The organism is Chitinibacter sp. ZOR0017 (assembly GCF_000799095.1).
GTDB lineage: Bacteria > Pseudomonadota > Gammaproteobacteria > Burkholderiales > Chitinibacteraceae > Chitinibacter > Chitinibacter tainanensis.
Genome location: NZ_JTLG01000009.1, coordinates 36,634 through 60,211 on the forward strand (window position 1 = coordinate 36,634; position 23,578 = coordinate 60,211).

General features: G+C 56.8%; 21 protein-coding genes. 10 read left to right on the forward strand and 11 right to left on the reverse strand.

Annotated elements, in window-relative coordinates; translation table 11 throughout:
- The first annotated feature begins 50 nt into the window (after nucleotides 1–50).
- The 7 genes from L991_RS02820 to L991_RS02850 all read left to right on the forward strand — a co-directional run bounded on the left by L991_RS02820 (nucleotide 51) and on the right by L991_RS02850 (nucleotide 7,628).
- A complete protein-coding gene (locus L991_RS02820) occupies nucleotides 51–674 on the forward strand; it encodes a TetR/AcrR family transcriptional regulator (RefSeq protein ID WP_028449501.1) in 624 nt (207 codons plus the stop codon).
- A 95-nt stretch (nucleotides 675–769) separates the two neighbouring features.
- Entirely contained in the window at nucleotides 770–2,617 is a 1,848-nt protein-coding gene (locus L991_RS02825) for a CHASE2 domain-containing protein (protein ID WP_047391999.1), read from the forward strand.
- Entirely contained in the window at nucleotides 2,614–3,132 is a 519-nt protein-coding gene (locus L991_RS02830) for a hypothetical protein (RefSeq protein WP_047392002.1), read from the forward strand. The genes L991_RS02825 and L991_RS02830 overlap by 4 nt, the downstream gene beginning before the upstream one ends.
- A gap of 3 nt (nucleotides 3,133–3,135) precedes the next feature.
- A complete protein-coding gene (locus L991_RS02835) occupies nucleotides 3,136–4,038 on the forward strand; it encodes a M48 family metalloprotease (RefSeq protein ID WP_197053779.1) in 903 nt (300 codons plus the stop codon).
- Between the two features lie 84 nt (nucleotides 4,039–4,122).
- On the forward strand, nucleotides 4,123–5,442 hold the full coding sequence (gene pepP, locus L991_RS02840; protein WP_047392006.1) for a Xaa-Pro aminopeptidase: 1,320 nt from the start codon (nucleotides 4,123–4,125) through the stop codon (nucleotides 5,440–5,442).
- A 113-nt stretch (nucleotides 5,443–5,555) separates the two neighbouring features.
- Nucleotides 5,556–6,725 carry an FAD-dependent monooxygenase gene (locus L991_RS02845; RefSeq protein WP_047392008.1) on the forward strand — a complete coding sequence of 390 codons (1,170 nt, stop codon included), beginning with the start codon at nucleotides 5,556–5,558 and terminating at the stop codon, nucleotides 6,723–6,725.
- A 24-nt stretch (nucleotides 6,726–6,749) separates the two neighbouring features.
- Nucleotides 6,750–7,628 (forward strand): AEC family transporter, encoded by an 879-nt coding sequence (locus L991_RS02850; RefSeq protein WP_047392011.1) that lies wholly within the window; start codon nucleotides 6,750–6,752, stop codon nucleotides 7,626–7,628.
- Between the two features lie 20 nt (nucleotides 7,629–7,648).
- Here the strand turns inward: L991_RS02850 and L991_RS02855 are convergent, their stop codons facing one another.
- Nucleotides 7,649–10,180, reverse strand: coding sequence for a bifunctional diguanylate cyclase/phosphodiesterase (locus tag L991_RS02855; protein WP_052190534.1), 2,532 nt, complete (start codon nucleotides 10,178–10,180; stop codon nucleotides 7,649–7,651).
- A gap of 142 nt (nucleotides 10,181–10,322) precedes the next feature.
- On the opposite strand from L991_RS02855, the gene L991_RS02860 reads away from it, so the two are divergent.
- Nucleotides 10,323–12,494, forward strand: a complete 2,172-nt coding sequence (locus L991_RS02860) for a bifunctional diguanylate cyclase/phosphodiesterase (protein ID WP_047392013.1) — start codon at nucleotides 10,323–10,325, stop codon at nucleotides 12,492–12,494.
- A 12-nt stretch (nucleotides 12,495–12,506) separates the two neighbouring features.
- Here L991_RS02860 and L991_RS02865 read toward each other — a convergent pair whose 3' ends face one another.
- The gene (locus tag L991_RS02865) at nucleotides 12,507–12,938 is read right to left on the reverse strand and encodes a copper chaperone PCu(A)C (RefSeq protein WP_156128962.1); all 432 of its coding nucleotides are present in this window, start codon (nucleotides 12,936–12,938) and stop codon (nucleotides 12,507–12,509) included.
- 61 nt (nucleotides 12,939–12,999) lie between these two features.
- Nucleotides 13,000–14,463, reverse strand: a complete 1,464-nt coding sequence (locus tag L991_RS02870) for an aminoacyl-histidine dipeptidase (protein WP_047392019.1) — start codon at nucleotides 14,461–14,463, stop codon at nucleotides 13,000–13,002.
- 191 nt (nucleotides 14,464–14,654) lie between these two features.
- On the opposite strand from L991_RS02870, the gene rquA reads away from it, so the two are divergent.
- Nucleotides 14,655–15,359 carry a rhodoquinone biosynthesis methyltransferase RquA gene (gene rquA / locus L991_RS02875; protein ID WP_047392021.1) on the forward strand — a complete coding sequence of 235 codons (705 nt, stop codon included), beginning with the start codon at nucleotides 14,655–14,657 and terminating at the stop codon, nucleotides 15,357–15,359.
- A gap of 129 nt (nucleotides 15,360–15,488) precedes the next feature.
- On the opposite strand, the gene L991_RS02880 is transcribed toward rquA, so the two are convergent.
- Nucleotides 15,489–16,808, reverse strand: a complete 1,320-nt coding sequence (locus L991_RS02880; protein WP_047392024.1) for a hemolysin family protein — start codon at nucleotides 16,806–16,808, stop codon at nucleotides 15,489–15,491.
- Between the two features lie 486 nt (nucleotides 16,809–17,294).
- On the opposite strand from L991_RS02880, the gene L991_RS02885 reads away from it, so the two are divergent.
- On the forward strand, nucleotides 17,295–18,047 hold the full coding sequence (locus L991_RS02885) for a M48 family metallopeptidase (RefSeq protein ID WP_047392027.1): 753 nt from the start codon (nucleotides 17,295–17,297) through the stop codon (nucleotides 18,045–18,047).
- A 112-nt stretch (nucleotides 18,048–18,159) separates the two neighbouring features.
- On the opposite strand, the gene L991_RS02890 is transcribed toward L991_RS02885, so the two are convergent.
- The 7 genes from L991_RS02890 to tmk all read right to left on the reverse strand — a co-directional run bounded on the left by L991_RS02890 (nucleotide 18,160) and on the right by tmk (nucleotide 23,144).
- Nucleotides 18,160–18,891, reverse strand: coding sequence for an ABC transporter substrate-binding protein (locus L991_RS02890; protein WP_028449513.1), 732 nt, complete (start codon nucleotides 18,889–18,891; stop codon nucleotides 18,160–18,162).
- 194 nt (nucleotides 18,892–19,085) lie between these two features.
- Entirely contained in the window at nucleotides 19,086–19,466 is a 381-nt protein-coding gene (locus tag L991_RS02895; RefSeq protein ID WP_156128963.1) for a DUF2237 family protein, read from the reverse strand.
- Nucleotides 19,453–20,262, reverse strand: coding sequence for an MBL fold metallo-hydrolase (locus L991_RS02900; RefSeq protein WP_034619199.1), 810 nt, complete (start codon nucleotides 20,260–20,262; stop codon nucleotides 19,453–19,455). Before L991_RS02900 ends, L991_RS02895 begins: the two co-directional genes overlap by 14 nt.
- Nucleotides 20,259–21,032: a TatD family hydrolase gene (locus tag L991_RS02905; protein WP_047392032.1), complete on the reverse strand. Its 774-nt coding sequence runs from the start codon at nucleotides 21,030–21,032 to the stop codon at nucleotides 20,259–20,261. Before L991_RS02905 ends, L991_RS02900 begins: the two co-directional genes overlap by 4 nt.
- 74 nt (nucleotides 21,033–21,106) lie before the next feature.
- A complete protein-coding gene (locus tag L991_RS02910; RefSeq protein ID WP_034619201.1) occupies nucleotides 21,107–21,475 on the reverse strand; it encodes a PilZ domain-containing protein in 369 nt (122 codons plus the stop codon).
- A 5-nt stretch (nucleotides 21,476–21,480) separates the two neighbouring features.
- On the reverse strand, nucleotides 21,481–22,506 hold the full coding sequence (holB, locus tag L991_RS02915) for a DNA polymerase III subunit delta' (protein WP_052190535.1): 1,026 nt from the start codon (nucleotides 22,504–22,506) through the stop codon (nucleotides 21,481–21,483).
- A 2-nt stretch (nucleotides 22,507–22,508) separates the two neighbouring features.
- Nucleotides 22,509–23,144 (reverse strand): dTMP kinase, encoded by a 636-nt coding sequence (gene tmk, locus L991_RS02920; RefSeq protein ID WP_047392070.1) that lies wholly within the window; start codon nucleotides 23,142–23,144, stop codon nucleotides 22,509–22,511.
- Nucleotides 23,145–23,578 lie beyond the last annotated feature (434 nt).

Here is a 23,578-nt window from a genome sequence, read left to right on the forward strand (position 1 = left end):
ATTACTACCAGTTCGAAATAAAATCTACTACTCAGTAGCAAAATACACAGATGAGTATCCTCAGCAAACTCAGTTTTAAAGATCAAGCCTTCAAATTGCGCGAAAACGCGATCCTGGATGCGACCACCGACATCCTGAAAGACAAAGGCTATGACCTGATGACGATGGACGATGTGGCCAATGCGGTCGGCATCTCCAAGCCCAGCCTGTATAAGCACTTCAAATCCAAAGAAGAGCTGATTGGCGAGGCCATGATCCGCCTGATTGATGGCGCCATCGATTTTCTCGACCAGCTGGATCGCAATCTCAGCCCCATCGAGCAGATCAGCGCCATGCTGGAATGGGCACTGCGAGTGCGGCTGGAAGGCGGCATGCCCTTCCTGCCCAGCACCAGCGCCCATGTACGCGATATGCTCACCCGTAATTTGAAATACGTGGCACGCATCCTGAAGCTCAATCACCAGCTGGAAAAACTGGTCAGCAAGGCGCAAAAAGCCGGCGACCTGAACCCCGACCTGCCCAGCGACGTGATTTTGTTTAGCTATTACTCGCGTACGTGCGATCCGGCGGTGGAATTTTTGCAGCGCTACAGCAAGCTCGATAACGAAGCCATCATCCAGCATATGCTCAAAGTGTGTTTTGCCGGCCTGGGCGGCCCCAACCACGCCTATTAAAGCGCTAGCTCACGGCCGGCGCGGCGAGTGCGCAAATTAATTGTTCAGACAGGTTAGAACGGTTATAAAGCGCTTAGCGAACTCTGGAACCCGCCATGCTGCGCCGCCTGTCGTTTTTCTCTCTGTTTTTTCTGCTTGCCGTCCTGTTGGTCACCGATCTGGCCGGGCTGCAACTCACGCGCCGGCTGGATTGGCAGCTGGGCGACTGGCTGCTGCGCCAGCATAGCGCCACCCGCGCGGCCAGCAGCGACGTGGTGATTGTCGACATCGACCAGAAAAGTCTGGAAGAGATGAACGAAGTGGCCGGCAAATGGCCATGGCCGCGCTCGGTACACGCCGAGCTGATCGACTATCTGGCGGCGCAACAGCCAGCTGCGATTGTGTTCGACATCATGTTCAATGAGCCGGACACGTTTGGCACCGAATCCGATGCGCTCTTACGCGATACCGCCAGCCAGTATCCCAATCTATACTTTGCCCAGACTCGGCTAGAAGACGGTACCCCCCAGCTGTTAGCCAAACTGCCTGCCAGCGTGGGCCTGCGCCGCACGGCCCAGGCCGCCAGCGATGCCGCTGCCGTTTTACTGCTACCCACGGTGCTGGCGCCCGAGGCCTGGCGCGGTGGGCTGATTAATTTTGCCGCCGATGACGACGGCATTGGCCGACATTATCTGTTTTATGACGCAGTGGCTGGCTGGCAGCTGCCATCACTCCCCTATCGGCTGGCACTGGATCAACACTGGCTGGCGCCCGAGCAGCCACTGCCCACCCGCTTTCGGCTTAATTGGCAACAAGCGCATCCGCACATCAGCTACAGCAGCCTGTACCAAGCCGCCAATAGCGCCAACAACCCACGCCCCGCCAATGAATTTCGCGGCAAAATTGTGCTGATCGGCACCGCGGCACCGGGCTTGCAGGATTTGCGCCCGACGCCACTGAGCCAAAGTTACCCGGGGGTCGAAATATTGGCCACCGCGATCGACAATCTGCGCCATGGCGACTGGCTGCGCGATAGCCCACGCTGGCCGCTGATTGGGGCGGGCCTTCTTATCATGGGTATACTGCTGTACGGCTTTCATATCAAGACCAACACGCTAATACTGGGTGGCGGTATGTTGGCCATCACGCTCTTTGCCATCCTACTGAGTCGCTGGGCCTTAAGTCGGCAGCTCTATCTGCCGGTAGCCGGCCCGCTGGTGTGGAGTTGGACTTATTTCTGGTTGGCAGCCCTGATGGCGTATCTGGCCGAAAAAGCCAGCCGTGAACAGGCCATTGCGATGTTTTCGCGTTTTCTGGATTCCCGTGTGGTGGGCGAGCTGATTGCCAATGGGCAAATCAATGTGGGCCAGAAAGCCCAGTCGCGCGAAGTGAGCGTGCTGTTTTCGGATATTCGTGGCTTTACCACGCTATCGGAAAGCCAATCGCCCGAGTTTATGGTCGAGCTGCTCAACCGCTACTTCTCGCGCCAGGTGGCGGTGATTTTCAAGCACGGCGGCACGCTGGATAAATTTATTGGCGATGCCATCATGGCTTTCTGGGGTGCGCCGGTGGATGACCCGCGCCATGCCGAGCGAGCCATTGCCGCCGCGCTAGATATGTCGCGTGAACTGGATATATTCAAGCAGGAACTGGCCGCGCAAGGCGCGCAATTTGATGTCGAGGCCTTTGATATTGGCATCGGCATTCATACCGGCCCAGCGGTGGTGGGCTTTATCGGCGCCGATAGCCGGCTGGATTACACCGCGATTGGCGACACTGTGAATCTCGCCTCGCGCATTGAAGGCCTCACCAAAGGCGTGAGCCGGATTCTGGTTTCCAATGACACACAGATCGCCTGCACGGCCAGCGGCAGTCAGGTGTATGATTTTATTAATCAGGGCACGCACAGTGTGAAGGGCCGCGAGCAAGCGGTCACCCTTTTTAAACCGCAGGTGAAAGCATGAAAACCATCCTTTATTCTTTATTGCTGGTTAGTGCGCTGGCCGCTGCCGAATCGGGCACAGTGATCCGCAAAACCGATTTACGTGACAAGCCCTTTCTAGATGCCAAAGTGCTGGCCCCCGTGGCGACCGACACGCAGGTGGATATTCGCGGCCGCAAAGGCGCCTGGATGGAAGTGCGCCTGCCCAATGGCCAGCAAGGCTGGATCAAGCTTTTGAATGTGCGTACCAGCAGCGGGCAAACAAGCTCCAGCGCCGCCCTATCCAATGTGTTGCGTACCGGCTCATCGGGTAAAACCGTCACCACCGGCGTGAAAGGCCTGACCGCCGAACAAATCAATAATGCCTCGCCTAACCCGGCCGAAGTGGACCGGATGAACGGCTATTCGGTATCAGGCAATGAGGCAAAAATCCAGGCTTTGAACTATGGTCTGAAAGCCATGGGCGTAACCCCCATCACTCCTAGTAATGGCAACAACACTGAAGAGCAGCAAAACCCGAATATGCGGAGGCGCTAAATCATGCCTAGGCCCGTTTTCTCTCCTGACCTGACTACGCTGTGTAAACCGATGCTGGCGCTCCTGATGGCCGCGAGTATGGGCAGTGCACAGGCCATTGATCTGAATAAACTCTTGAGTGGCGAAAACCTCAATACTGCGATCAATATCCTGAGTAATGCCGGGGATGCGGCCAAGGCCAGCTCTGGCAATCTGGGGCCCGAGCAGGAAGATGCATTGGGCCGCAGCGTAATGGCCAATCTGCTCGGCGCCGCGCCACTGGTGCGCGATAGCGCCTTGCAGCGCTATGTGAATCAGGTGGGGCGCTGGGTGGCACTGCAATCAGATATGCCCAATCTGAACTGGCGCTTTGGGGTGATTGATAGCCCGAATATCAATAGTTTTGCCGCGGCGGGGGGCTATATTCTGATTACCCGCGGGCTGTGGGATAGGCTGGAAAACGAAGCGGAGCTCGCCAATGTACTGGCGCATGAAATCATCCACGTAACCCGCAAACACCAAATTAAAGCCATCGCCAGCAGCAAAACCCAGCTGGCCAGCAGCCAGCTTATTTCGCTGATAGCCGATTACAACAGCAATAAATCCTACTCCAAAGTGGGGGAAAAGCTCGGCAAAGCCGGCTCCGAGATTTTCGTGCGCGGCCTGGATAAAAACGATGAATTCGAAGCCGACCAGCTGGGTATGCAGCTAGCGGCCAAGGCCGGCTACAACCCGTACGCCATGGTCAGCGTCTTGCAGCTACTGGGGCGGGTTAATCCGGCCGATAGCACGGTGGCGCTGATGTTTAGCACCCACCCCTCGCCGCAAGATCGGCTCAATAGCATCGATAGCGCGATTGGCGATAAGCTTGAGCCATGGGCTGAAGGTGTCGAAAACACTGCGCGCTTCAATCAGGTAAAACGCTAGGGCAAAAGGCTGATTTTTACCGGCCGCGCCACGCTGCGCGGCCGTATAATCAGGGCATCATCTGACCAGCAACCGGATTGCCCCATGCAACAGGATCAACTGATTAGCACCTGCCAGCAACGTCGCGCCAACTTGGCCAGCCAATTGGCGCCCGGCGTGGTGATTATCCCGACCACTCAGGAAATCGCCCGCAACGCCGACACCTGTTTTCCTTTCCGTTTTGATTCCAGTTTTTACTATCTAACCGGCTTTACTGAGCCCGATGCCGTGCTGGTGCTGGTGATCGGTGAAGCGCGCACCGAGCAGATTTTATTTTGCCGTCCGAAAGACATCGAGCGCGAAATCTGGGATGGCTATCGTTACGGCCCCGCTGCGGCGGCCGATACCTTTGGTTTTGATGCGGCCTATTCGATCGATGAGCTCGATCGCAAAATGCTCGACATCCTATCCAACCAGCCGCGCATCTACTACCCGCTGGGCAAGGAAATGCGCTGGGATCACCGAATTAACCGCTGGCTCAATGAAGTGCGCGCACTGGTGCGCACCGGCGTTACTGCGCCAGATAGCCTGATTGATGTGCGGGGCGTGGTGGATGAAATGCGCCTGCACAAAGACGAATTCGAGATCGGTATTTTACGCGCTGCGGGCCAGATCAACGCCCAGGCGCATATCCGCGCCATGCAGTTCACCCAGCCGGGCCAGTATGAATACCAAGTCGAAGCTGAAATTTTGCATGATTACTATCGCCAAGGCAGCCGTTTCCCGGCCTATGGCAGCATTGTGGCGGGTGGCGCCAATGCCTGCGTGCTGCATTATGGCGAAAACAATGCCCGCCTGAATGCCGGCGAATTATTGCTGATCGATGCCGGTTGCGAGCTACACGGCTATGCCAGCGATATTACCCGCACCTTCCCCATCAGCGGGCGCTTTAGCCCCGAGCAACGGGCGGTGTATGACATCACCCTCGCCGCGCAGGAAGCCGCGTTGGCGCATTGCCGCCCGGGCGACACCTGGAATGCGCCGCATGATGCGGCAACCCGCGTGCTGGCGCAGGGCATGCTGGATTTGGGCTTTCTCACCGGCAGCCTCGATGAAGTGCTTGAAACCGGCAGCTACCGGCAGTTTTACATGCACCGCACTGGCCACTGGATGGGGCTGGATGTGCATGATGTTGGCAGCTACAAACTCGATGGCCAATGGCGCTCGCTGCAGCCAGGCATGGTGCTGACGGTAGAGCCTGGCTTTTATATCCGCCCGGCCGACAATGTGCCGGCAGCATTCCACAATATCGGCATCCGGATCGAAGATGATGTGCTGATCACCGCCAACGGCTATGAAAATCTGACCGCCGATTGCCCGAAAACCGCCAGCGACATCGAGGCCATCATGGCCGCCGGCCGTTAATGGCTAAGCGCTAGCCCATCAGCCTAGCCGGCCCCGCTGCGGGGCTGGCCGGCAAACTGGTACACTGCTGTTCTTGTCTGCTTTTTGGCGCGCCGCGCCGCACGGTTGAATCGATGCAAAATCGCACTTTGCCTGCCCATGTCGAAATATTGATTGTTGGTGGTGGCCCGGTGGGCGCCCTACTGCTGCAATTACTGCGGCAAAGCGGCCATGATGTCTGGCTTTGCGAAGCGCGCGCCAGCGTCGGCCCCGATCCTCGGGCGCTGGCCATTGCACAGGCCAGCATCACCGCGCTGCAAGAGGCCGGTCTGTGGTCGGCCAGCCTGCCCGCTACGCCCATTACCCATGTGCATGTCTCGCAAGCGGGCACCTTAGGGCGCACGGTGCTGGCGGCAGAGGAACTGGGCCTCGCTCAGCTCGGGATGACCGTCCCCTATCAAGCGCTGGCCCAACATGCGCTCGATACCTTGCAGCGCGAGTCGGCGCCTATCCTCACCGAAGCCAAGGTAACCCGCATTCGCCAGCTGGCGCGCTATGCGCAAGTCGAGATCGACACCCCCAGCGGCGCACACGCGCTGACATGCCGGCTGCTGGTGCTGGCCGATGGTGGGCAATTGCTCAGCCAGTTGCATGATGTGCAGCAAACGGTGAAATCCTATCAGCAACATGCGGTGCTAGCCCGACTCACGCCCAAGCATCCTCATGGGGGTATGGCCTACGAGCGCTTTGCCGATGATGGCCCGCTAGCATTACTCCCCAACGGTATCGATTACACCTTGGTCTGGACGCAAAGCCCTAGCGCAGCGGCGGCGCGCCTGGCCATGCCGGATGCGGATTTTCTGGTGGCCGTTAGCGAGCGCTTTAGCGACCGGATTAGCGGCTTTAGCGCGGTGCATGAGCGTGCCAGCTGGCCGCTGGCGCTGAAAACCCTCAACTCGGTCGTTGGCCAGCGGGTGGTCTTGATCGGCAATGCGGCGCAAACGCTGCATCCGGTGGCGGGACAAGGCCTGAATCTGGGTCTGCGCGACGCAAGTACTCTGGCTCAGTTATTGGCCAATACGCCCAAATCCGAGCTGGGAGAGCCAGCGCTACTGCAGCGCTATCGCCAGCTACGCCAGCGTGATGCTGGCCTGGTAACGCATTTTACCGACAGCCTGATTAGCCTGTTTGATACCGCCAGCCCACCGCTCAAGCACGCCCGCTCGCTCGGTTTGCTGGCCATTGATCAGCTGGGCTGGCTGCGTAAAGGTTTTGCCAAACGAATGGTGTATGGTGCGCGCTAAACCCTGCCCAATGAAGCCCGCCTTGTGACGACCCTTGCCCTGCTGTTCCCGATTATTGCGCCGGTACTGTTGATCGCGCTGTTTGGCTGGGGCTATGCCCGCTGGCGGCCGATTGATATGAGCGCCACAAATCGGCTGAATGTAGAGCTGCTCTCGCCGCTCTTGGTGTTTAGCGCGATGACGCAAAAACACGCATCTTTTACCGATTATGGCCCGCTACTGCTGGCGGTTTTAGTGGTGACATTAGGTTCGGGCGCGGTGGCATGGCTGGTGGCGCGCCAGCTGGGCTACGCCCGCGCGGCCTTTAGTGCCCCGCAGATGTTTACCAACACGGGCAATATCGGCCTGCCACTGTGGCTATTTGCCTTTGGCGAGGCACTTTTTCCAGCCGCGATTGCGGTGTTTGTGCTCCTGAATCTGCTGCATTTCACGCTCGGCATTAAACTCTTTAACCGACGAGCACCGCTACTCAGTGTGCTACAAACCCCGATGATCTGGGCCTTAGTCGCTGGCTTGGCCGTGCAGGCCAGTGGCTATCTCTTGCCGGAATGGCTGGCCAAAGCCATCAAGATGCTGGGCGAAGTGGCAATTCCGCTGATGCTGTTTGCACTGGGGGTCCGAATGGCGCAATTTAAAGTCACCCGCTGGCGCGCGGGGCTGCTGGGCGGGCTGTTGTGCCCCGTGGTGGGTTTACTGCTGGCCTGGCCCTTAAGCCAGCTACTGCCCGCAGGCCAAGCCGGGATTTTACTGCTGTATGGCGCGCTGCCGCCGGCGGTGCTCAATTACCTATTTGCCGAGCAATACCAGCAAGACCCCGAGCTGGTGGCGGCGCTGGTGGTCGCCGGCACTTTGCTTAGCCTGATGTTTATTCCACTTGGGCTATGGCTGGGGCTGCCGCACTAATTGAGCAAAACGGGCATAAATTAGCCCTGCACCGACTCCACTTCTTCCGCCCGCAAATGCATACCTTGTAAACGACGCATCAGATTTTCCATCTGCACGGCCGTAAGTGGCCGCGAATAATAATATCCCTGCATCGAATCACAGCCGGCTTCGCGCAGGGCTTGCATTTGCGCTACCGTTTCAACCCCTTCAGCCACCACACTGAGGCCGAGTTTTTTGGCCATCGCAATAATCGTTTGCGCAATCGCCGTGTCATCCTGATCGGCGGGAATCCCTTCAACAAAGGAGCGATCGATTTTCAGGATATCCAGTGGCAGGTTTTTCAGCTGCGAAAGCGAAGAATAACCGGTGCCAAAGTCATCGATCGCCAGGCTCACGCCCATCATTTTCAGCGCATCCATAATCTGCACCGCTTCATTGAGGCGACGCATAATCAGGCTTTCGGTGACTTCTAATTCCAGCAAATATGGCGGAAAGCCAGTATCGGCCAGCACCGTGGCCACCTGATCCACCAGCACCCCGGGCTTAAACTGCCGCACCGACAGATTCACCGCCATCTTGGGCACCATAATGCCGGCCTGGCGCCAGCTCTCGGCGGTGAGGCAGGCCTGGCGCAAAACCCAATGTCCGATCGGGATAATCATGCCGGTTTCTTCAGCCAGCGGAATAAACTCGGCCGGCGAAATCCAGCCCAATTCCGGATGCTGCCAGCGCAGCAGGCATTCCATGCCGCTGAGCTGGCCAGTGGCCAGATTCATTTGCGGCTGAAACACCAGACTAAATTGCTGGCGCTCCAGCGCGAAACGCAGCGCCGATTGCAGCGAAAACTGCTGGCTACTTTCGCGATTCATTTCCTGCGCATAAAACTGCAGCGCGTTTTTGCCCAGATCTTTGGCGCGGTACATGGCCAGATCGGCATTGCGCATCAGCTGCATGGCATGCGAGCCATCGTTGGGATACATGCTGATGCCAATCGAGCCAGTGACAAAAAGCTCCTGCCCGTGCAGATGATAGCTTTCGGCCAGGGCCTGCAAAATACGCTCGGCCACTTGGGCGGCCTGATTCACCTGATGAATATTTTCCAGCACCACGGTAAATTCATCGCCGCCCAGGCGAGCGATGATGTCATCCTGCTTTAAATGCTGGCGCAGGCGCTGCGCCACAATCCGCAGGAGCTGATCGCCCACATCGTGGCCCAACGTATCATTAATGGATTTAAACCGATCCAGATCGATAAACAGCAGCGCCAAGCCACGGCGCTTGGTGCTGGCGCGGGTGAGCGCTTGCGATAGCGCCTCATGAAAACCATTGCGGTTATACAGCCCAGTGAGCGAATCGTGGGTCGCCAGAAAAGTCGCCCTTTGCTCGGCCTGTTTGCGGCTGGTGTAATCGGAAAACACACCCACATAGCGCGAAAGCCGGCCTTCGTGATCGTGCACCGCGCTGATCGACAACCACGCCGGATACAGCTCGCCACTTTTGCGCTTATCCAGCATTTCGCCTTCCCAGTGACCGTGGGCGCTGAGCTGCTCAAGCAGCATGCTCTGGTATAAATTGGGGTTGCCAGGGCGAGTATCAAAAATCCGCGATGGGCGCCCCACCGCTTCACCTTCGCTATAACCGGTTATGCGGGTAAAGGCCGGATTGACGGCCAGCAGACGATGATCGGCCGAGATCATCATGATGCCTTCCGAGGCATGCTGAAAGACTTGCTTGGCCACTTTGGCTTCGGCCATCGCCAAGGCATTTTCTCGGCGTACCACCGCCAGCCAGATCCCGGTTTGCAGCGCGATCAGCAACAGAAACTGCTGCGCCACCACCAGCCCATCGCTCATCACTGCCCGCACCGGCGCACTGGCCAAAATCAGCAAGATCACCGTGATCAAGAGGCTATTGCTGATCTGCCCCAAGCGCAGCGCAGCCCACACCATCAAGGGGAAGCACAGATAGGTGAATTGCAAACTAGCTACATCAAAATTACCCAGCATCAGCATCGCGCCCGAGGCGGTGACGGTCACGACCGTGGTCGTTTCGATTAGCCAATTGGCGCGCAACAGCTTGCGATCCAGAATAAAGCTGCGATAACCGGTCACGCACAGCAAACAGGATAAGGTAAAGGCCAGCCAGCTCATGGGCGCCGAATGCGTATCCCAATACCAACCCAGGCTCGTGGCCAACAGCGTGTGCAGCAGCCAAAACAATGTAGCGCCGATCCCGCCACTACAGAGCAAGAGCTGTAAAGCATCGCTGACCGCCCAGACACTTTTCTGATAAACCGGACGCAAGGCCACCGTGATCGCCGCCACACTGGCGAGCTCAGCCAACACCAAAGGTAGATTAGGCTGCAGCGCGGCTGGCAATAATTGCGCGGCCAAAACAGCCAAACTCAGCCAGGGTATAACGCCAAAGCCCTTTTCCAGCATGGCCAGCAGCGCAATACCCACGGATAAATTCAATGGGCCATAGCTTTGCCCAGCCACCAACATGGTTTGATCGAGTAACGCGGCGCCTAAATAGCACAGAGGCCAGGCCAGAGCAGAAAGACGTTTCATTGACAGCGGCGCGTAGCAAACAGAAGCAAATACGGAACACCATCTTTGCCGGTTTTAGGTCTTTCGTCCATGCTCGGCCATAATACTGAGGATTACGCCCAACATTTTGCGTTGTGAACTACAGCACTTTGACCAAAGATCCATGAGCCAAGACTACCTGCAGTTCGCCCCGGAAGATCCTCATCAGCAGCCTGGCAGCCCGCCCTGGCAGATTCTGGTGGTCGACGACGAAGAAGATGTGCATCTGAGCACCCAGCTGGTGTTAAAAAACCTGCAGCTTTTGGGTCGCCCGATTGCGCTCTCGCACGCCTACAGCGGGCAGCAAGCCTTTGAGCTGCTGCGCCAGCGCAATGATTTTGCCGTCATCTTGCTCGATGTGGTAATGGAAGACGACTTTGCGGGGCTGGATTTAGTCGCGAAAATCCGCGGTATTTTGGGCCTGAAAGAAGTACGGATTATTTTGCGCACCGGCCAGCCGGGCTACGCCCCGGAGCCGGGAATTTTTAATCTGCACGATATCAACGATTACCGCCTGAAAACCGAGCTCACCAGCAACCGGCTCATCACCTCGATTTCCGCCGCGCTACGCAGCTATGAGCAAATCTGCACGCTGTCGAACAATCGCCGCGGGCTGGAAATGATCGTACATACCGAAATGCAGCTGATGGAATGCCGCGAATTCGGTGAGTTTTCCCGCATTATTCTGGCTAATGCCAGTGCGATTTTTGGCCGTGAATGCCAAGGACTAGTGGCACAACTGCCGACCGCGCCAGGCCAAACGGCCCTCATTGGCGCCATTAGCCCGGCGCTGGCCGGCCAGGCTGAAAGCATCTTGGCGCGCCGGCCCATCCCTAGCTCGAATCATCATTTTGATTCGCGGGAAATGTGGCTGCATTTGCAAGCGGGGCTTGATCAGGCCGTGATTTACCTGCAATTTGCCGCTGCACTCACCGAATTTGTGCACTTCGCCCAGCTGGCGAATGTGTTTGCGGCCAATACCTCGGCTTGCTATGGCCATTTGCGCCAGCTCGAACGCCTCAATTATCTGGCCTACCACGACGAGCTTACCGGCCTACCCAACCGCCATGGCCTCTTGGGGGCGCTCGAGGCGCGCAGCAGCTTGCAAGGGCAGAGCTTGGCGGTGCTAGATTTGAATCGGTTTGCCGACATCAATGATGCACTCGGTTACAGCACCGGCAATGCCCTCCTGTGCGCGGTAGCCACCCGCTTAAATCAGCATTGCGCTGCCGAATCGGTACTACTGGCTCGGCTAGCTAACGATGTATTTGCCCTTTGCGGCCCGCAAAGCCTGATTAATCAAGAGGCATTATTCGCGCTATTTAAAGCGCCGCTCCAGGTTGCGCAGCATGCACTCCCCGTGCAGATTGCGCTGGGCCTGCGCAATATTGAGCAGGAAAGCACCACCGGCGCTCAATTGCTCGAACAAGCCCATATGGCGCTCAATCAGGCCAAACATAACCCGCCACCACAATGCGCACTGTTTAACCCGCAGATGGAAGCCCAAACCCGCTGGCGGCATGAAGTGATTCAGCAACTGCGCGCGGCTTTTGCCGCCGACCAGCTGCAATTGTGGTTCCAGCCGCAACTGGATCTGGGCAGCCGGCAGATTTGCGGGGTGGAAGCTTTGCTGCGCTGGCCGGGTGAACAAGGCTTTGTGCATCCGCCGGCAGTGTTTATCCCGCTGGCCGAATATGCCGGGCTCATTATCGAGCTGGGTGATTGGGTCCTGGAGCAAGCCTGCAAGGCCTATCAGCAGCTGGCTGCATGTGGCGTGGGCCATGTGCGCATTGCGGTCAATATCAGCATGGTGCAATTTCGCAGCGGGCTGCTGCTGGAGCGCATTCAGCAGCTACTGGCGCAGTATCAAGTGCCTGCACGTGCCTTAGAGCTGGAAATCACCGAAAGCATCGCGATGGACGAGCCAGAAACCGTCCGCCAGCAATTGGCCAGTTTGCGCGCGCTGGGATTGGAAGTAGCCATCGATGATTTTGGCACTGGCTATTCATCGCTGGGGCAGCTACGCACACTGTCATTTGACCGGCTAAAAATTGATAAGAGCTTTGTTGACGATCTGGCCAGCTCGGGCAACAGCCTGTATGTGGAGATGATTATTGCGCTGGCGCGCCGGCTAAATCTGGCCACCGTGGCCGAAGGGGTTGAAACCGCCGCGCAAGCCGCACGCCTGAAAGCGCTGGGCTGCGATATCGGCCAAGGCTATTACTTTGCCAAACCAATGCCCTTGGCCGCCCTGTGTGACTGGGTGGACAGCCAAGGCGCTGCACCAGCGCACTAGCTACACAGCCCCTTAGCTGGGCTGCGCCAGCACCCGTGCTTGCAGCTCAATCGCGCCGGCACGGGCAAAATGCAAACGGATCGGTAAGGCCGCCGCATCGGCGGCAGGGATATCCTGCAGCACCAAGCGCCAATCCGGCGCGAGCGAAGAAAACTGGCCCTGTGCCGGCACCAGCACTTCATTCACCACTTGCCAATGCGGTGCATCCTGCGGCCCCACTTGCTGCTGCAGAGCGATATTTCCGGCCCAGCTGGCGCTCACCCCGAGCAAACGCTCTGGCAACTGACCCTGATTGCGCAAAGTTAGCAGTAAGCGCCCCGCGCTGGGTTGCTGCGCCAGCCGTTGTAATAAGGGCGCGCCAATGCGTAAATCGCCCCAGCTGGCGGCTGGCACATGGCTACTGGCCAGCAGCAGCGCCAGCCCGAGTTGCATTCCACGTTTCATCGACGCACCTTGTATTTATTGCTACATGACAATGGCACAGATCGGGGCCAGCCCGCAAAGTTCAAGCCGCTTGCGGTACCGCCTGCAGCGCCGCGCAAAGCAATTGCCAGAAGCGCGCCACCGAAGCAATTTCCACGCGCTCATCCGGCGAATGCGCCCCACGGATGGTCGGGCCAAACGACACCATTTCCAGCGCCGGATAGGCCTTACCAATCAAGCCGCATTCCAGCCCGGCGTGAATCACCTTCACCGCGGCGTCTTCACCCAGCGTTTGCCGGTAAACGGCTTGCAGTAAGGCCAAGGCTTGCGATTCCGGATTAGGCGCCCAGCCCGGATAGCGCCCTTCGGCTTCGCACTGAATACTGGCCAGCCGCGCCTGCGCTTCGATACTGGCTTGCAGTTCATCCAAGCCCGGATCGGTGAGCGAGCGCAGCATCAACACGGCTTCAAAGCGGCGGGCATCAATGCGCACTACGCCGAGGTTGTTCGAGGTTTCCACCACGTTCTCGATATGCGGGCTCCAGCGGCGCACGCCATGCGGCAAGGCCAGCAACATATCGGTAACCAAGCGGGTTTCAGCGGTATTCAGCGCATGCAATTCATGCGCGGCCGTCACAGGCTGCACAGCCAATTGCATATTCGGCTCAACACCGGCATAGGCCGCTTGCAAGGTCGTTTGGTGCGCGGCAATCAGGCTGGCAAAATGCCCGGCATCACAGGCCGGCAGCGCCACGCGGGCGAAGGCTTCACGGGGTAAGGCATTACGCAAGGTACCGCCACGCAACTCCACAATGCGCAAATCAAAGCGGGGTATCGCCTCAGAGAGCACGCCAGCTAATAGTTTGATGGCATTACCCCGCTCCAGATGGATATCAACCCCGGAGTGCCCACCCAACAAACCCGTGAGCGCCACATCAAACAGCAGATAGCCGGCCGGCATACTCGCGCACGAGAGCGAGCGCGATAAAGTCAGATCCACACCACCGGCACAGCCGATGTAAATCTCGCCCCAATCTTCGGTATCAAGGTTGAATAGATACTGGCCTTGCAACAGGCCGCCCTGCAGCCCTTTGGCCCCGGTCATGCCGGCTTCTTCATCAATGGTCAGCAGCACTTCCAGCGGCCCATGCGCGATATCGCGCGCCTCCAAAAGCGCCAAAGCGGCCGCAACGCCCATGCCATTGTCGGCGCCCAGCGTAGTGCCGTCGGCCTTAACCCAATCGCCCTCAATGCGCGGGTGGATCGGATCGCGCAGAAAATCATGCGCAGTGGCTTCGTTCTTTTGCGCCACCATATCCAAATGGCCTTGCAGCACTACACCCACCCGGTTTTCCCAGCCGAGGCTGGCGGGCTTGCGGATAATCAGATTACCGACCTGATCCAGCTCATGCGCGAGCCCTTGCGCGCTGGCCCACTCTTGCAAATGCTGACGCAAGGCGGCTTCATGTTTAGATGGGCGGGGAAACCGACACAGGCGGGCGAAATGTTGCCAAACGGGCTGGGGGCTGAGCTGTTCAATCGACATGCAGGACACTCAAACGTAGCTAAATGACGTAGTTATTAACCGGTGGCCTAGCATAACACTACAGCCAAGGAAAGCCCATGCAGGGATTTACTGATGCGGTTTTTCGCCATAAACCTTGGGCTAAAGCAAATCAAACGTCACATGAAACGCTTAGGATTTAGGCATTCCCCACCGCCAGCCGAGTTACGATCATGACTAAAAATCCGCCCCCTCTGCAGCAAAACCCGTATTACGAAGGCGTGCCGACTTACATGACCGAGGTCTACGACTGGGCCTATGTCGACCCAAACTGGGTGCGGGCACTGGATCGCAATCTGGTGGTGAAAACCTTGCTGTTTTTAAACGATCAGCGCCTGATGCGCCGGTATCTGGCCCAGCTTCAGCCCGGCCAGCGCGTGTGGCAATTGGCCCACGTATATGGCGATCTGGTGCAACGTGCGGCGGAAAAAGTGGGCCCGCATGGCGAATTCGTCCTGACCGATGTCACCCCGATTCAAATCGAACACGGCAGCCGCAAACTCAAAGACATGCCATGGGCCAAAGTTATCCGCAGCGATGCGGCCGACTATCAGCCCGAAGGTCGCTTTGATGTGATTTGCAGCTTTTTCCTGCTGCATGAAGTGCCCGAGCAGAAAAAGCGCGAAATCGTCGAGCACATGCTGGAGCAGCTACCCGACGATGGCAAACTGGTGTTTGTTGATTACCACAATCCTGCCCGCTGGCAGCCGATTCGCTATATTCTCAAGCTGGTGAACCACTATCTGGAGCCTTTTGCCAATGCGCTGTGGCAGCATGAGATTAGCCATTATGCCAAACAGCCTGAGCGCTACCACTGGGAGAAAGAAACGATCTTTGGTGGGGTATATCAGTGCGTAATCGTCACTAAAAAGCGCTAAGAGCTATACCCAGGCGGGGTAACATCGCCCAGCCACTAAAAGATTTGTCAGCAGACTAAAAAGCCACCGCACTGCGGTGGCTTTTTGTTTGGGGATGATTGCCAGTGCCGCTAGCTGGGCGCTTAAGTTTTAACCATCGGCATCCAGCACGTCATCGACAGCGGTATGCGGTATGACCTTCACCATCACAATACGCGGGCCATTCATTTTCTTGATCACCACATCAAAGCCGGCAAACTCGATGCGCTCACCCTCGGCCGGAATATCACCGAGCTTCCATTGCACCAGCCCGCCCACGGTTTCAGCTTCCGGATGATCAATATCCATCCCCAAAGCGCGGCCGAGTGAAAACAGCGGCAAACTGCCTTTGCCCAGCAAGGAGCCATCATCTTGCTGCATCCAGTCGTTACGGCTTTGACGGAATTCATCGCGGATCTCGCCCACTAGCGCACCCAAAAGATTATCCAGCGTGAGAAAGCCCAGCGGCGTTTCATCGTCATACGCGGCCACGGCAAAATGCGGCGCGCCAGCGCGAAAGCGGCGAAATAACTCGCTCAGCGGCAAATCGGGGCTAACGAGCTCGACCGGGCGAATATACTCGGTGAGGTCAACGACTTCCTGATCACGCAATTCGGCCAGAAACAGGTTTTTCAGGTGAATCACCCCCAAAACTTGCCCATCCTCATCAACAAAGGGATAGCGGCTAAAGCGCTGCTCGGCAATCGTTTGCAGGTTTTCAGCCAGCGTGCGGTCGGCGTGCAGCACCGCAGCCTCATGAAAGGGCCGCATGAGATCGGCGACTTTGAGCTTGCTGAAATCCAGCGATTGCGCCATCACATTCCACTCTTGCGGCGTGTTGGCATCGCTATCTTGATTGGCGCGAATAATCAGTTTGAGTTCATCGGCAGAGTAATGCACATCGTGCCCGCCGGCATTGCCCAAACCAACCACACGCAACACCCAGTTGGCGCTGCGATTGAGCAGCCAGATAGCTGGATACATCAGCCAGTAAAAGACATACAGCGGCGTCGCCGTCCACAGCGAAACCGCCTCGGGCAGGCGGATGGCCATCGATTTCGGGGCGAGCTCGCCGACCACAATGTGCAGAAAGGAAATCAGCGTAAAGGCAAAAACAAACGAGGTAGTATGCAGTAGTACCGGATTATCGATGCCCAACAGGGTAAACACGGGGGCCACCAAGCCGGCAAACGCCGGTTCGCCCACCCAGCCCAAGCCCAGCGAAGCGAGAGTAATGCCGAGCTGACAGGCCGATAAATACGCATCCAGCTGGCTATGCACTTTCAGCAGAATCTGCCCCTGCCAGCCCTGGCGGGCCATACTTTGCACCTTGGTTTGGCGCAATTTCACCAAGCCGAATTCGGCCGCTACAAAAAAACCATTCAGCAGCACCAAAAACAGGGCCAGCAAGGTCAATAAAAAATTATCCATACTCGGGCGATCGCGCCGCCCTGCACTCCTTGATTGCGATATCCCCATGATATTGGACGGCTGGCGGTGGCGACAAGCAAAAATCGGCTCTGCGCCCCTGAACAGCTGCGCCAAAGCGGCAACACTGCTGAAGATCAACGTTATTACCAACACATCCGCATCAGTGCTTGGCACCCAACTCAGCAAGCCACAGCGCCGCCCTAGCACTCAGTTAAGCGCCCCAGCGCTATCAATTAGCCCAAGATTTAGCCTCAGCTTTGGGGCGTCAAGTCGGAATATCCGCAGATACACCACCAGGTATCAGCACCAAGGCTATTAAATAGCTATCCTTGGCGAAGATACCCCTAAACCTAACCCTTGCAATACCCAAAATGGGCGCTTGTTCACACTGCCGCCGACCAAGCCCCTCCAACCGACCCACGGTCTTTGACACAACGCTGACACACACCTAAAATTGCCTGCTTTCTACCAAACAGAGTTGTAATCATGAAACTGCGCACTGTATTGCTCGCGGGTCTGCTAGGCCTGGCCTTGTCTCCAGCCCACGCTTTTGATCTGAACAAAGCCCTGAAAGTGGGCACACAAGCTCTGCAAGCGGCGACATTGAGCGATACCGATGTGAAATCACTGGCCGATCAAGCCTGCACGCAAAGCGATGCCGAAGAGAAAATCGCCGGCCCGAAAGACAAGTACAGCAAACGTCTGGACAATATTGCCAAAAAACTCGGCAATGAAATCAACGGCCAGCCAGTGAACTACAAGGTGTATATCACTCCCGATGTCAACGCTTGGGCGATGGCCAATGGCTGCATCCGCGTGTATAGCGGCCTGATGGATTTGATGACCGATGACGAGATCATCGGCGTACTGGGCCATGAAATGGGCCACGTGGCTCTGGGCCATAGCCGTAAAGCCATGCAAACGGCCTACACCGTTTCGGCGGCTAAATCAGCAGTGGGCGAATACGGCGGCACCACCGGCGCGGCGCTGAGCGGCTCAACTTTGGGTAAATTCACCGAAGCGCTGATCAATGCGCAATTCTCACAATCGCAAGAGCTGGATGCCGATAACTTCTCGTTCGATTTGCTGACCCAGAAGAAACTCAAGCGCGAGGCACTGGCCAGCGCCTTCCAAAAACTGGCCGATCTGGGCGGCGGCGATCACAGCATGCTGGATTCGCACCCCGCTTCGGCAGACCGGGTCAAAAATATCCAGACCCGCATCGCCAATAATAAATAAGCTAGGCTGAGCGCTAACGCCATGGCCCAATAAAAAACGGACGGTTTACCGTCCGTTTTTTATTGCTGCTGCGCTGCAAAGCCGCGACTAAGTCAGCTGGCTTCTATTTTGACTAATTGCTACTCTTATCCCGCTGCTTGGCCCACTTTTCAAAGGCCTGATACAGTTTTTGCCGCGTGGCCTCATCGATGCTGCCCTTGCGAAAACCGACATGCACCGGGTCTTTGATTAGCGGCGTTGGCAAGATCATGAATGGGCTGGGTGCGCGGCTCAGCTCGGGGTCATCGGCCATGACCCGCGGCAATTCGGTTTGGGCATTAGCATAAAATGCCGCATCGATCCGCCCGGCCAGCAGATTGCGCAACCGAGCCGCATGCGACTGATCGCGGATGGTGCTGATCTGGCCTTGTTTGATGGCCTGATCAACTTCCGTCCCAAAGCTCACGCCAATCAAGGCACCGACCCGTTTACCGCTTAAATCGCTAAGCTGGCTGTAGCTGAGGGGCTTTTGCTTGAGCACCACAATATCAACCCGGCTATCAAACACCACCGGTGAATAATCAAAAATCGCGGCCCGTTCCTGATTGTAGGTCAGCCCGATAATCCCACCCTGCCCCTGCTCGGCCAGCTTATACACGCGATTCCATGGCTGCATTTCATAGCGGATCTGGATGCCGGTTTCTTTTTGCACAAATTCAAATGCATCTAGAACCAGCCCTTTGGGCTTGCCGTTTTCCATCCAGCTTAGGGGCCGGTAATTATCGGAAGCGAAGATCGTCACTTCAGCCGCCCACAACTGGCTACTTAAGCACAGCGAACCAATGGCAAATAGCAGCCTACGCATGGCCGACTCCTTACAAGGCGCAGGAATATATCCCAGCTTAGGCAGGCAAGCGCCCCTCTGCGCACCGCAAATGACTAACGGTGGCGTGGATCAAGCATTGCGGTGCAAACTGGGCAGACAAATTGACTATACGCCACGATGTATTGCTCGCCAAGCCTGATTAATTTTGCCCTACAGCAAGATACCCCAGAAAATCAGGGGCGATCCAGCGCGTATTCCACGAGGGTTTCCAGTGAAACCAGCTCGAGGATCGCTTCATCGGTGGCGGCCAAATAAATCGGGGGCGCTACGCCTTGTTGCAGCGCCTCTACCCAACGCCGCGCGCATAAACACCAACGATCACCCGCTTGCAGACCGGGAAAACCCCATTCAGGTCGCGGTGTGAGCAGATCGTTGCCCATGCGCGCGGAAAAAGCGAGAAACTCGGCACTCATCTGGGCGCAAACAATATGCTGACCGCCGTCGTGCGCGCTGCCGCGACAACAGCCATCGCGAAAGTACCCCGTTAAGGGGTTGAAACTACATGGCAGCAAAGGCTGGCCAAGGACATTTAAGCTTTGCTCAGGTTGGCTCATCGCTCGCTCCATTGATCTGCAATTTCAGGCCGTCGTAGCCAACCGACATCCCCGCTGGCAAGCGTGCACTCAGGGCGTGATATTCCAGCTCATGCGTCATATGGATCATCACGGTATGCTTGGCCCCAATTCGCGTGGCCAGCGCGATGGCCTCTTCCACCGATAAATGCGTGGGGTGCGGTTTGTCGCGCAGGCAATCCAGCAATAAGAGCTCCAGGCCCTGCAGGCGCTGCAGACTCTCTGCGCTGATCGCCGAAACATCAGTGAGATAAGCCACGCCACCCAGCCGCCAGCCTAAAATGGGCCATTTGCCGTGCAAGATGGGGATCGGTTCTAGCCAGACACCACCATGTTGCAGCGGCTCCGACTCGATTTCGTGCAGGGTGAGTACCGGCTTATCCCAAAAATCATTGGGCTGCAGCAAGGTATAGGGAAAACGTTCGCGCAAATGTGTAGCCATCAGGCGGTTGGCATACACCGGCAAGGCCGCTTTTTGCAGCCAGCAAAAAGCGCGTAAGTCATCAATACCATTTAAGTGATCAGCGTGCGGATGGGTGTAAAGCACGGCATCCACATGCAAAATCTGTTCGCGCAACACTTGCTGGCGTAAATCCGGGCCGGTATCAATTAGAAATGTCTGCCCACCGGCGCGCAGCAGGGCCGAGGCGCGGGTGCGGACATTGCGTGGATCACTGGACGTGCAGGTTGGGCAGGCGCAGCCGAGCGCCGGCGAACCACCACTGGAACCCACGCCCAGCAGCAAGACATCTACCGGCCCTGCCCAGCGCGTACTCATGGCTGGGCGCGGCTAAACAGCTGAAAGAAATTACGCGTCGTGGCCTCGGCCACAGCCGCCAGCGGTACTTCTTTCAGATCGGCAATATGCTCGGCCACATGGCGCACCCAGGCGGGTTGATTCATTTTGCCGCGATGCGGCATCGGGGCGAGATACGGCGAATCGGTTTCGATCAGCAAGCGCTCCAGCGGCATGAGCCGGGCCAGCTCTTTGAGCTCCAGCGCTTTTTTAAAGGTAACAATCCCAGAGAGCGAAATGTAAAAGCCCAGCTCCATCGCCGCCTGTGCGACTTCCCAGCTTTCGGTAAAGCAGTGCATCACGCCGCCGACCTCATCGGCGCCTTCTTCACGCAAAATGCGGATTGTGTCTTCACTGGCAGCACGGGTATGAATGATCAGCGGCAACTTGGCCACCTTGGCCGCGCGGATATGGGTGCGAAAGCGTTCGCGCTGCCATTCCAAATCACCACTTAAGCGGAAATAATCGAGGCCGGTTTCGCCAATCGCAATCACTTTCGGGTGCTGCGCCAGCTCAACTAATTGGGCAACGCCAGGCTCAGGGGTGTCTTCATAATCGGGATGCACCCCAACCGAGGCAAACAGATTGGGTTTGCTCTCGGCTAGCGCCAATACACTGGGTAGCTCAGGTAAATTCACCGCCACGCAGAGCGCATGGCTAACCTGATTGGCTTGCATTTGCTGCAGCAAAGCCGGCAGATCAGCCGCCAGCTCAGGAAAATTAATATGGCAATGGGAATCAACAAACTGCATAGCGGGATACTCAAGCAACAAAAAGCCGCATCAACGATGCGGCTGCTAACAATACCATAGTTTTCTAGTCGGGATTACATGGTATGGGTGGTCCGGCCGGACTGTAGATACCCGCCCAAGAGGTTCTCGATTTTGACCTTGGCTTGATTACCGGCTTCATTAGAGGAAAACTGCACCCCAATCCCCTGCTGGTGATTATTCTGCGCCCCAGGTGGGGTAATCCAGACTACGTTGCCCGAGACAGCGATTTTGGCCGGGTCATCCAGCAATGAAAGCAGCATAAAGACTTCGTCGCCAAGGTTGTAGCCTTTATTGGTCGGGATAAAAATCCCGCCGCCGGCAATAAATGGCATATACGAAGCATACAGTGCTGCTTTTTCTTTGATATTCAGTGACAGCACCCCGGGACGCGTGGTGGGGGTACGAATGGCATCCTGACTCATTTAATTCAACCTCGCTGCGTCTGGCCGCGTAATGCATCCAGATATGCAAACAGTAAACCTTCCAGCACCAAGCGCTGATTGAGCGGATGATGCGCCAATTTCTGGGCTTCATTTAATTGTTGCTGATATGGCAGCAATTGACCAGCACGCAAGGCCACACGGGCCAGGGCATCTTGCCAATCAGGATAATAACGAATCTGCCCACTCATGCCCAAGCTGATCGCGTCATACACCCATTTTTGTAACCATTCGACCAGAATACCAGTTTCAAGCTTGGCTTTTTCCAGCTCTGCGGCCAAGGCCAGAACATTCAGCGCGGCGGGCTCCGCGAGTTTTTCCAGCAATTGCTGCCGGATCGAATGCCAGGCCGCGCCCGCGTCTTCCAGCGCGGCCAATGGGGCACCACCGCTATGCGCCAGATGTAACTCCGGATTCACAATGCCTTGGCTCGCCAGCCATTGCACGGCGGCCTGATGATTGGGCATGGCCAGTGGAAACACCCGGCAACGACTACGGATCGTGGGCAACAGCCGCCGCCAGTGATCCGCGATCAAGATAAAGATGGCCCCCGCCGGTGGCTCTTCCAGTGTTTTCAGAAAGGCATTCGCCGCGGCCAAGTTCATGGCTTCTGCTGGGGCGACTATCGTCACCCGTCGCCCTTGGCGGTGCGCGCTTAGATTCACAAAGTCAGCCAGTTCACGCACATCATCCACGCTGATTTGCGAAGAGGGCTTTTTCGTCTTTTTGGCATCGTTCGACTCTTCGCTTTCATCAGCTTCGCTGGCGGGCTGCAATAAGCGAAAATCAGGATGATTACCCGCCAGGAACCAGCGGCAGCCATCGCACTCGCCACATGGTTCGGTCGCTTTTTCACTGGCTTCGCACAACAGTAGTTGCGCTAAATGCTGCGCTAGTGCCCGCTTACCAATACCGGCCTCACCGGTGAGCAAGAGCGCATGCGGTAGGCGGTCTAATTCACGGCTTAATTCTTGCCAGGGCTCAGCCAGCCATGGATACGGCAATGCGCTCATACTCAGGCCTGTTCCTGTAACCATGGACCCAAAATGGTGGCCAACTCATACTGAATCGCCTCGATAGAGCGATTGGCATCAATCACTTTAATGCGCTGCGGCGCAGACTTAGCCCGCTGTAAATAGGAAGCGCGCACTCGGGCATGGAAATCCGCCTGTTCGCGCTCAAAGCGATCCAACACCCGGCCATTGGCCATCCGTGCTTGCGAGACCTCTAGCGGCACATCGAAAATTAGCGTCAGATCTGGCTCCAGCAAGCCCTCTGTCCGGCCTTGCACCCAATGTTCCAGTTGGCTAAATTTAGTCAGATCAAGCCCACGACCACCACATTGATAGGCGTAAGTGGCATCGGTAAAGCGATCACACAGCACCCATTCGTCCCTTAGCAAGGCGGGCAAAATCACCTGTTGGATGTGTTCATTGCGCGCAGCAAACATCAACAGGGCTTCGGTCTCGAGATGCATCGCCTCATTGAGCAACAAAGTACGCAATTGCTCCCCTAATGGCGTGCCACCTGGTTCACGCGTCTGCACAACACTTAATTGCTGCTGGCGCAGATGCTCGACCAGCCACTGCAAATGCGTGCTTTTACCAGCGCCATCCAGCCCTTCTACCGATATAAAACGCCCACGCGTCATGGGATCATCCATTACTGATTAATGCCAATATTGTCGCATAAGCCAACACAGGCGGAAATGAAATAAACTCGAGCAGCCTCTTGCGTATACCCAAGTGGGGTATGCAAATGTAGCTAACTAAAATCAAAGCCTCCAGAAAAGTACCCAAGAAAGAGATCGGCAAGCACTTAGCGATTTCGTCAACGAACAAAGCCCAGCTACGCTGGGCTTTGTTTGAGGGGTTGGGTTTGCGCCGCTGGCTTGGGCGCGGGCGGTTCGCGGTGCAGCTATCTGTCGAGGGTTTTGTGTGGGGCTTCGCTTTGCTGCTGTTCTGCACTCTTCCACTTCCGCCGCCCAAAGCAAAAAGCCCAGCTCTTCTGAGCTGGGCTTCTTTAGGGGAGTCTGGCAATGACCTACTTTCACACGGGAACCCGCACTATCATCGGCGCTGAGGC

Coding starts and splice junctions, on each gene's coding strand:
- L991_RS02820 (WP_028449501.1), top strand. CDS start 51: ATGAGTATCCTCAGCAAACTCAGTTTTAAAGATCAAGCCTTCAAATTG.
- L991_RS02825 (WP_047391999.1), top strand. CDS start 770: ATGCTGCGCCGCCTGTCGTTTTTCTCTCTGTTTTTTCTGCTTGCCGTC.
- L991_RS02830 (WP_047392002.1), top strand. CDS start 2,614: ATGAAAACCATCCTTTATTCTTTATTGCTGGTTAGTGCGCTGGCCGCT.
- L991_RS02835 (WP_197053779.1), top strand. CDS start 3,136: ATGCCTAGGCCCGTTTTCTCTCCTGACCTGACTACGCTGTGTAAACCG.
- pepP (WP_047392006.1), top strand. CDS start 4,123: ATGCAACAGGATCAACTGATTAGCACCTGCCAGCAACGTCGCGCCAAC.
- L991_RS02845 (WP_047392008.1), top strand. CDS start 5,556: ATGCAAAATCGCACTTTGCCTGCCCATGTCGAAATATTGATTGTTGGT.
- L991_RS02855 (WP_052190534.1), bottom strand. CDS start 10,180: ATGAAACGTCTTTCTGCTCTGGCCTGGCCTCTGTGCTATTTAGGCGCC.
- L991_RS02860 (WP_047392013.1), top strand. CDS start 10,323: ATGAGCCAAGACTACCTGCAGTTCGCCCCGGAAGATCCTCATCAGCAG.
- L991_RS02865 (WP_156128962.1), bottom strand. CDS start 12,938: ATGAAACGTGGAATGCAACTCGGGCTGGCGCTGCTGCTGGCCAGTAGC.
- L991_RS02870 (WP_047392019.1), bottom strand. CDS start 14,463: ATGTCGATTGAACAGCTCAGCCCCCAGCCCGTTTGGCAACATTTCGCC.
- rquA (WP_047392021.1), top strand. CDS start 14,655: ATGACTAAAAATCCGCCCCCTCTGCAGCAAAACCCGTATTACGAAGGC.
- L991_RS02880 (WP_047392024.1), bottom strand. CDS start 16,808: ATGGATAATTTTTTATTGACCTTGCTGGCCCTGTTTTTGGTGCTGCTG.
- L991_RS02885 (WP_047392027.1), top strand. CDS start 17,295: ATGAAACTGCGCACTGTATTGCTCGCGGGTCTGCTAGGCCTGGCCTTG.
- L991_RS02890 (WP_028449513.1), bottom strand. CDS start 18,891: ATGCGTAGGCTGCTATTTGCCATTGGTTCGCTGTGCTTAAGTAGCCAG.
- L991_RS02895 (WP_156128963.1), bottom strand. CDS start 19,466: ATGAGCCAACCTGAGCAAAGCTTAAATGTCCTTGGCCAGCCTTTGCTG.
- L991_RS02900 (WP_034619199.1), bottom strand. CDS start 20,262: ATGAGTACGCGCTGGGCAGGGCCGGTAGATGTCTTGCTGCTGGGCGTG.
- L991_RS02905 (WP_047392032.1), bottom strand. CDS start 21,032: ATGCAGTTTGTTGATTCCCATTGCCATATTAATTTTCCTGAGCTGGCG.
- L991_RS02910 (WP_034619201.1), bottom strand. CDS start 21,475: ATGAGTCAGGATGCCATTCGTACCCCCACCACGCGTCCCGGGGTGCTG.
- holB (WP_052190535.1), bottom strand. CDS start 22,506: ATGAGCGCATTGCCGTATCCATGGCTGGCTGAGCCCTGGCAAGAATTA.
- tmk (WP_047392070.1), bottom strand. CDS start 23,144: ATGACGCGTGGGCGTTTTATATCGGTAGAAGGGCTGGATGGCGCTGGT.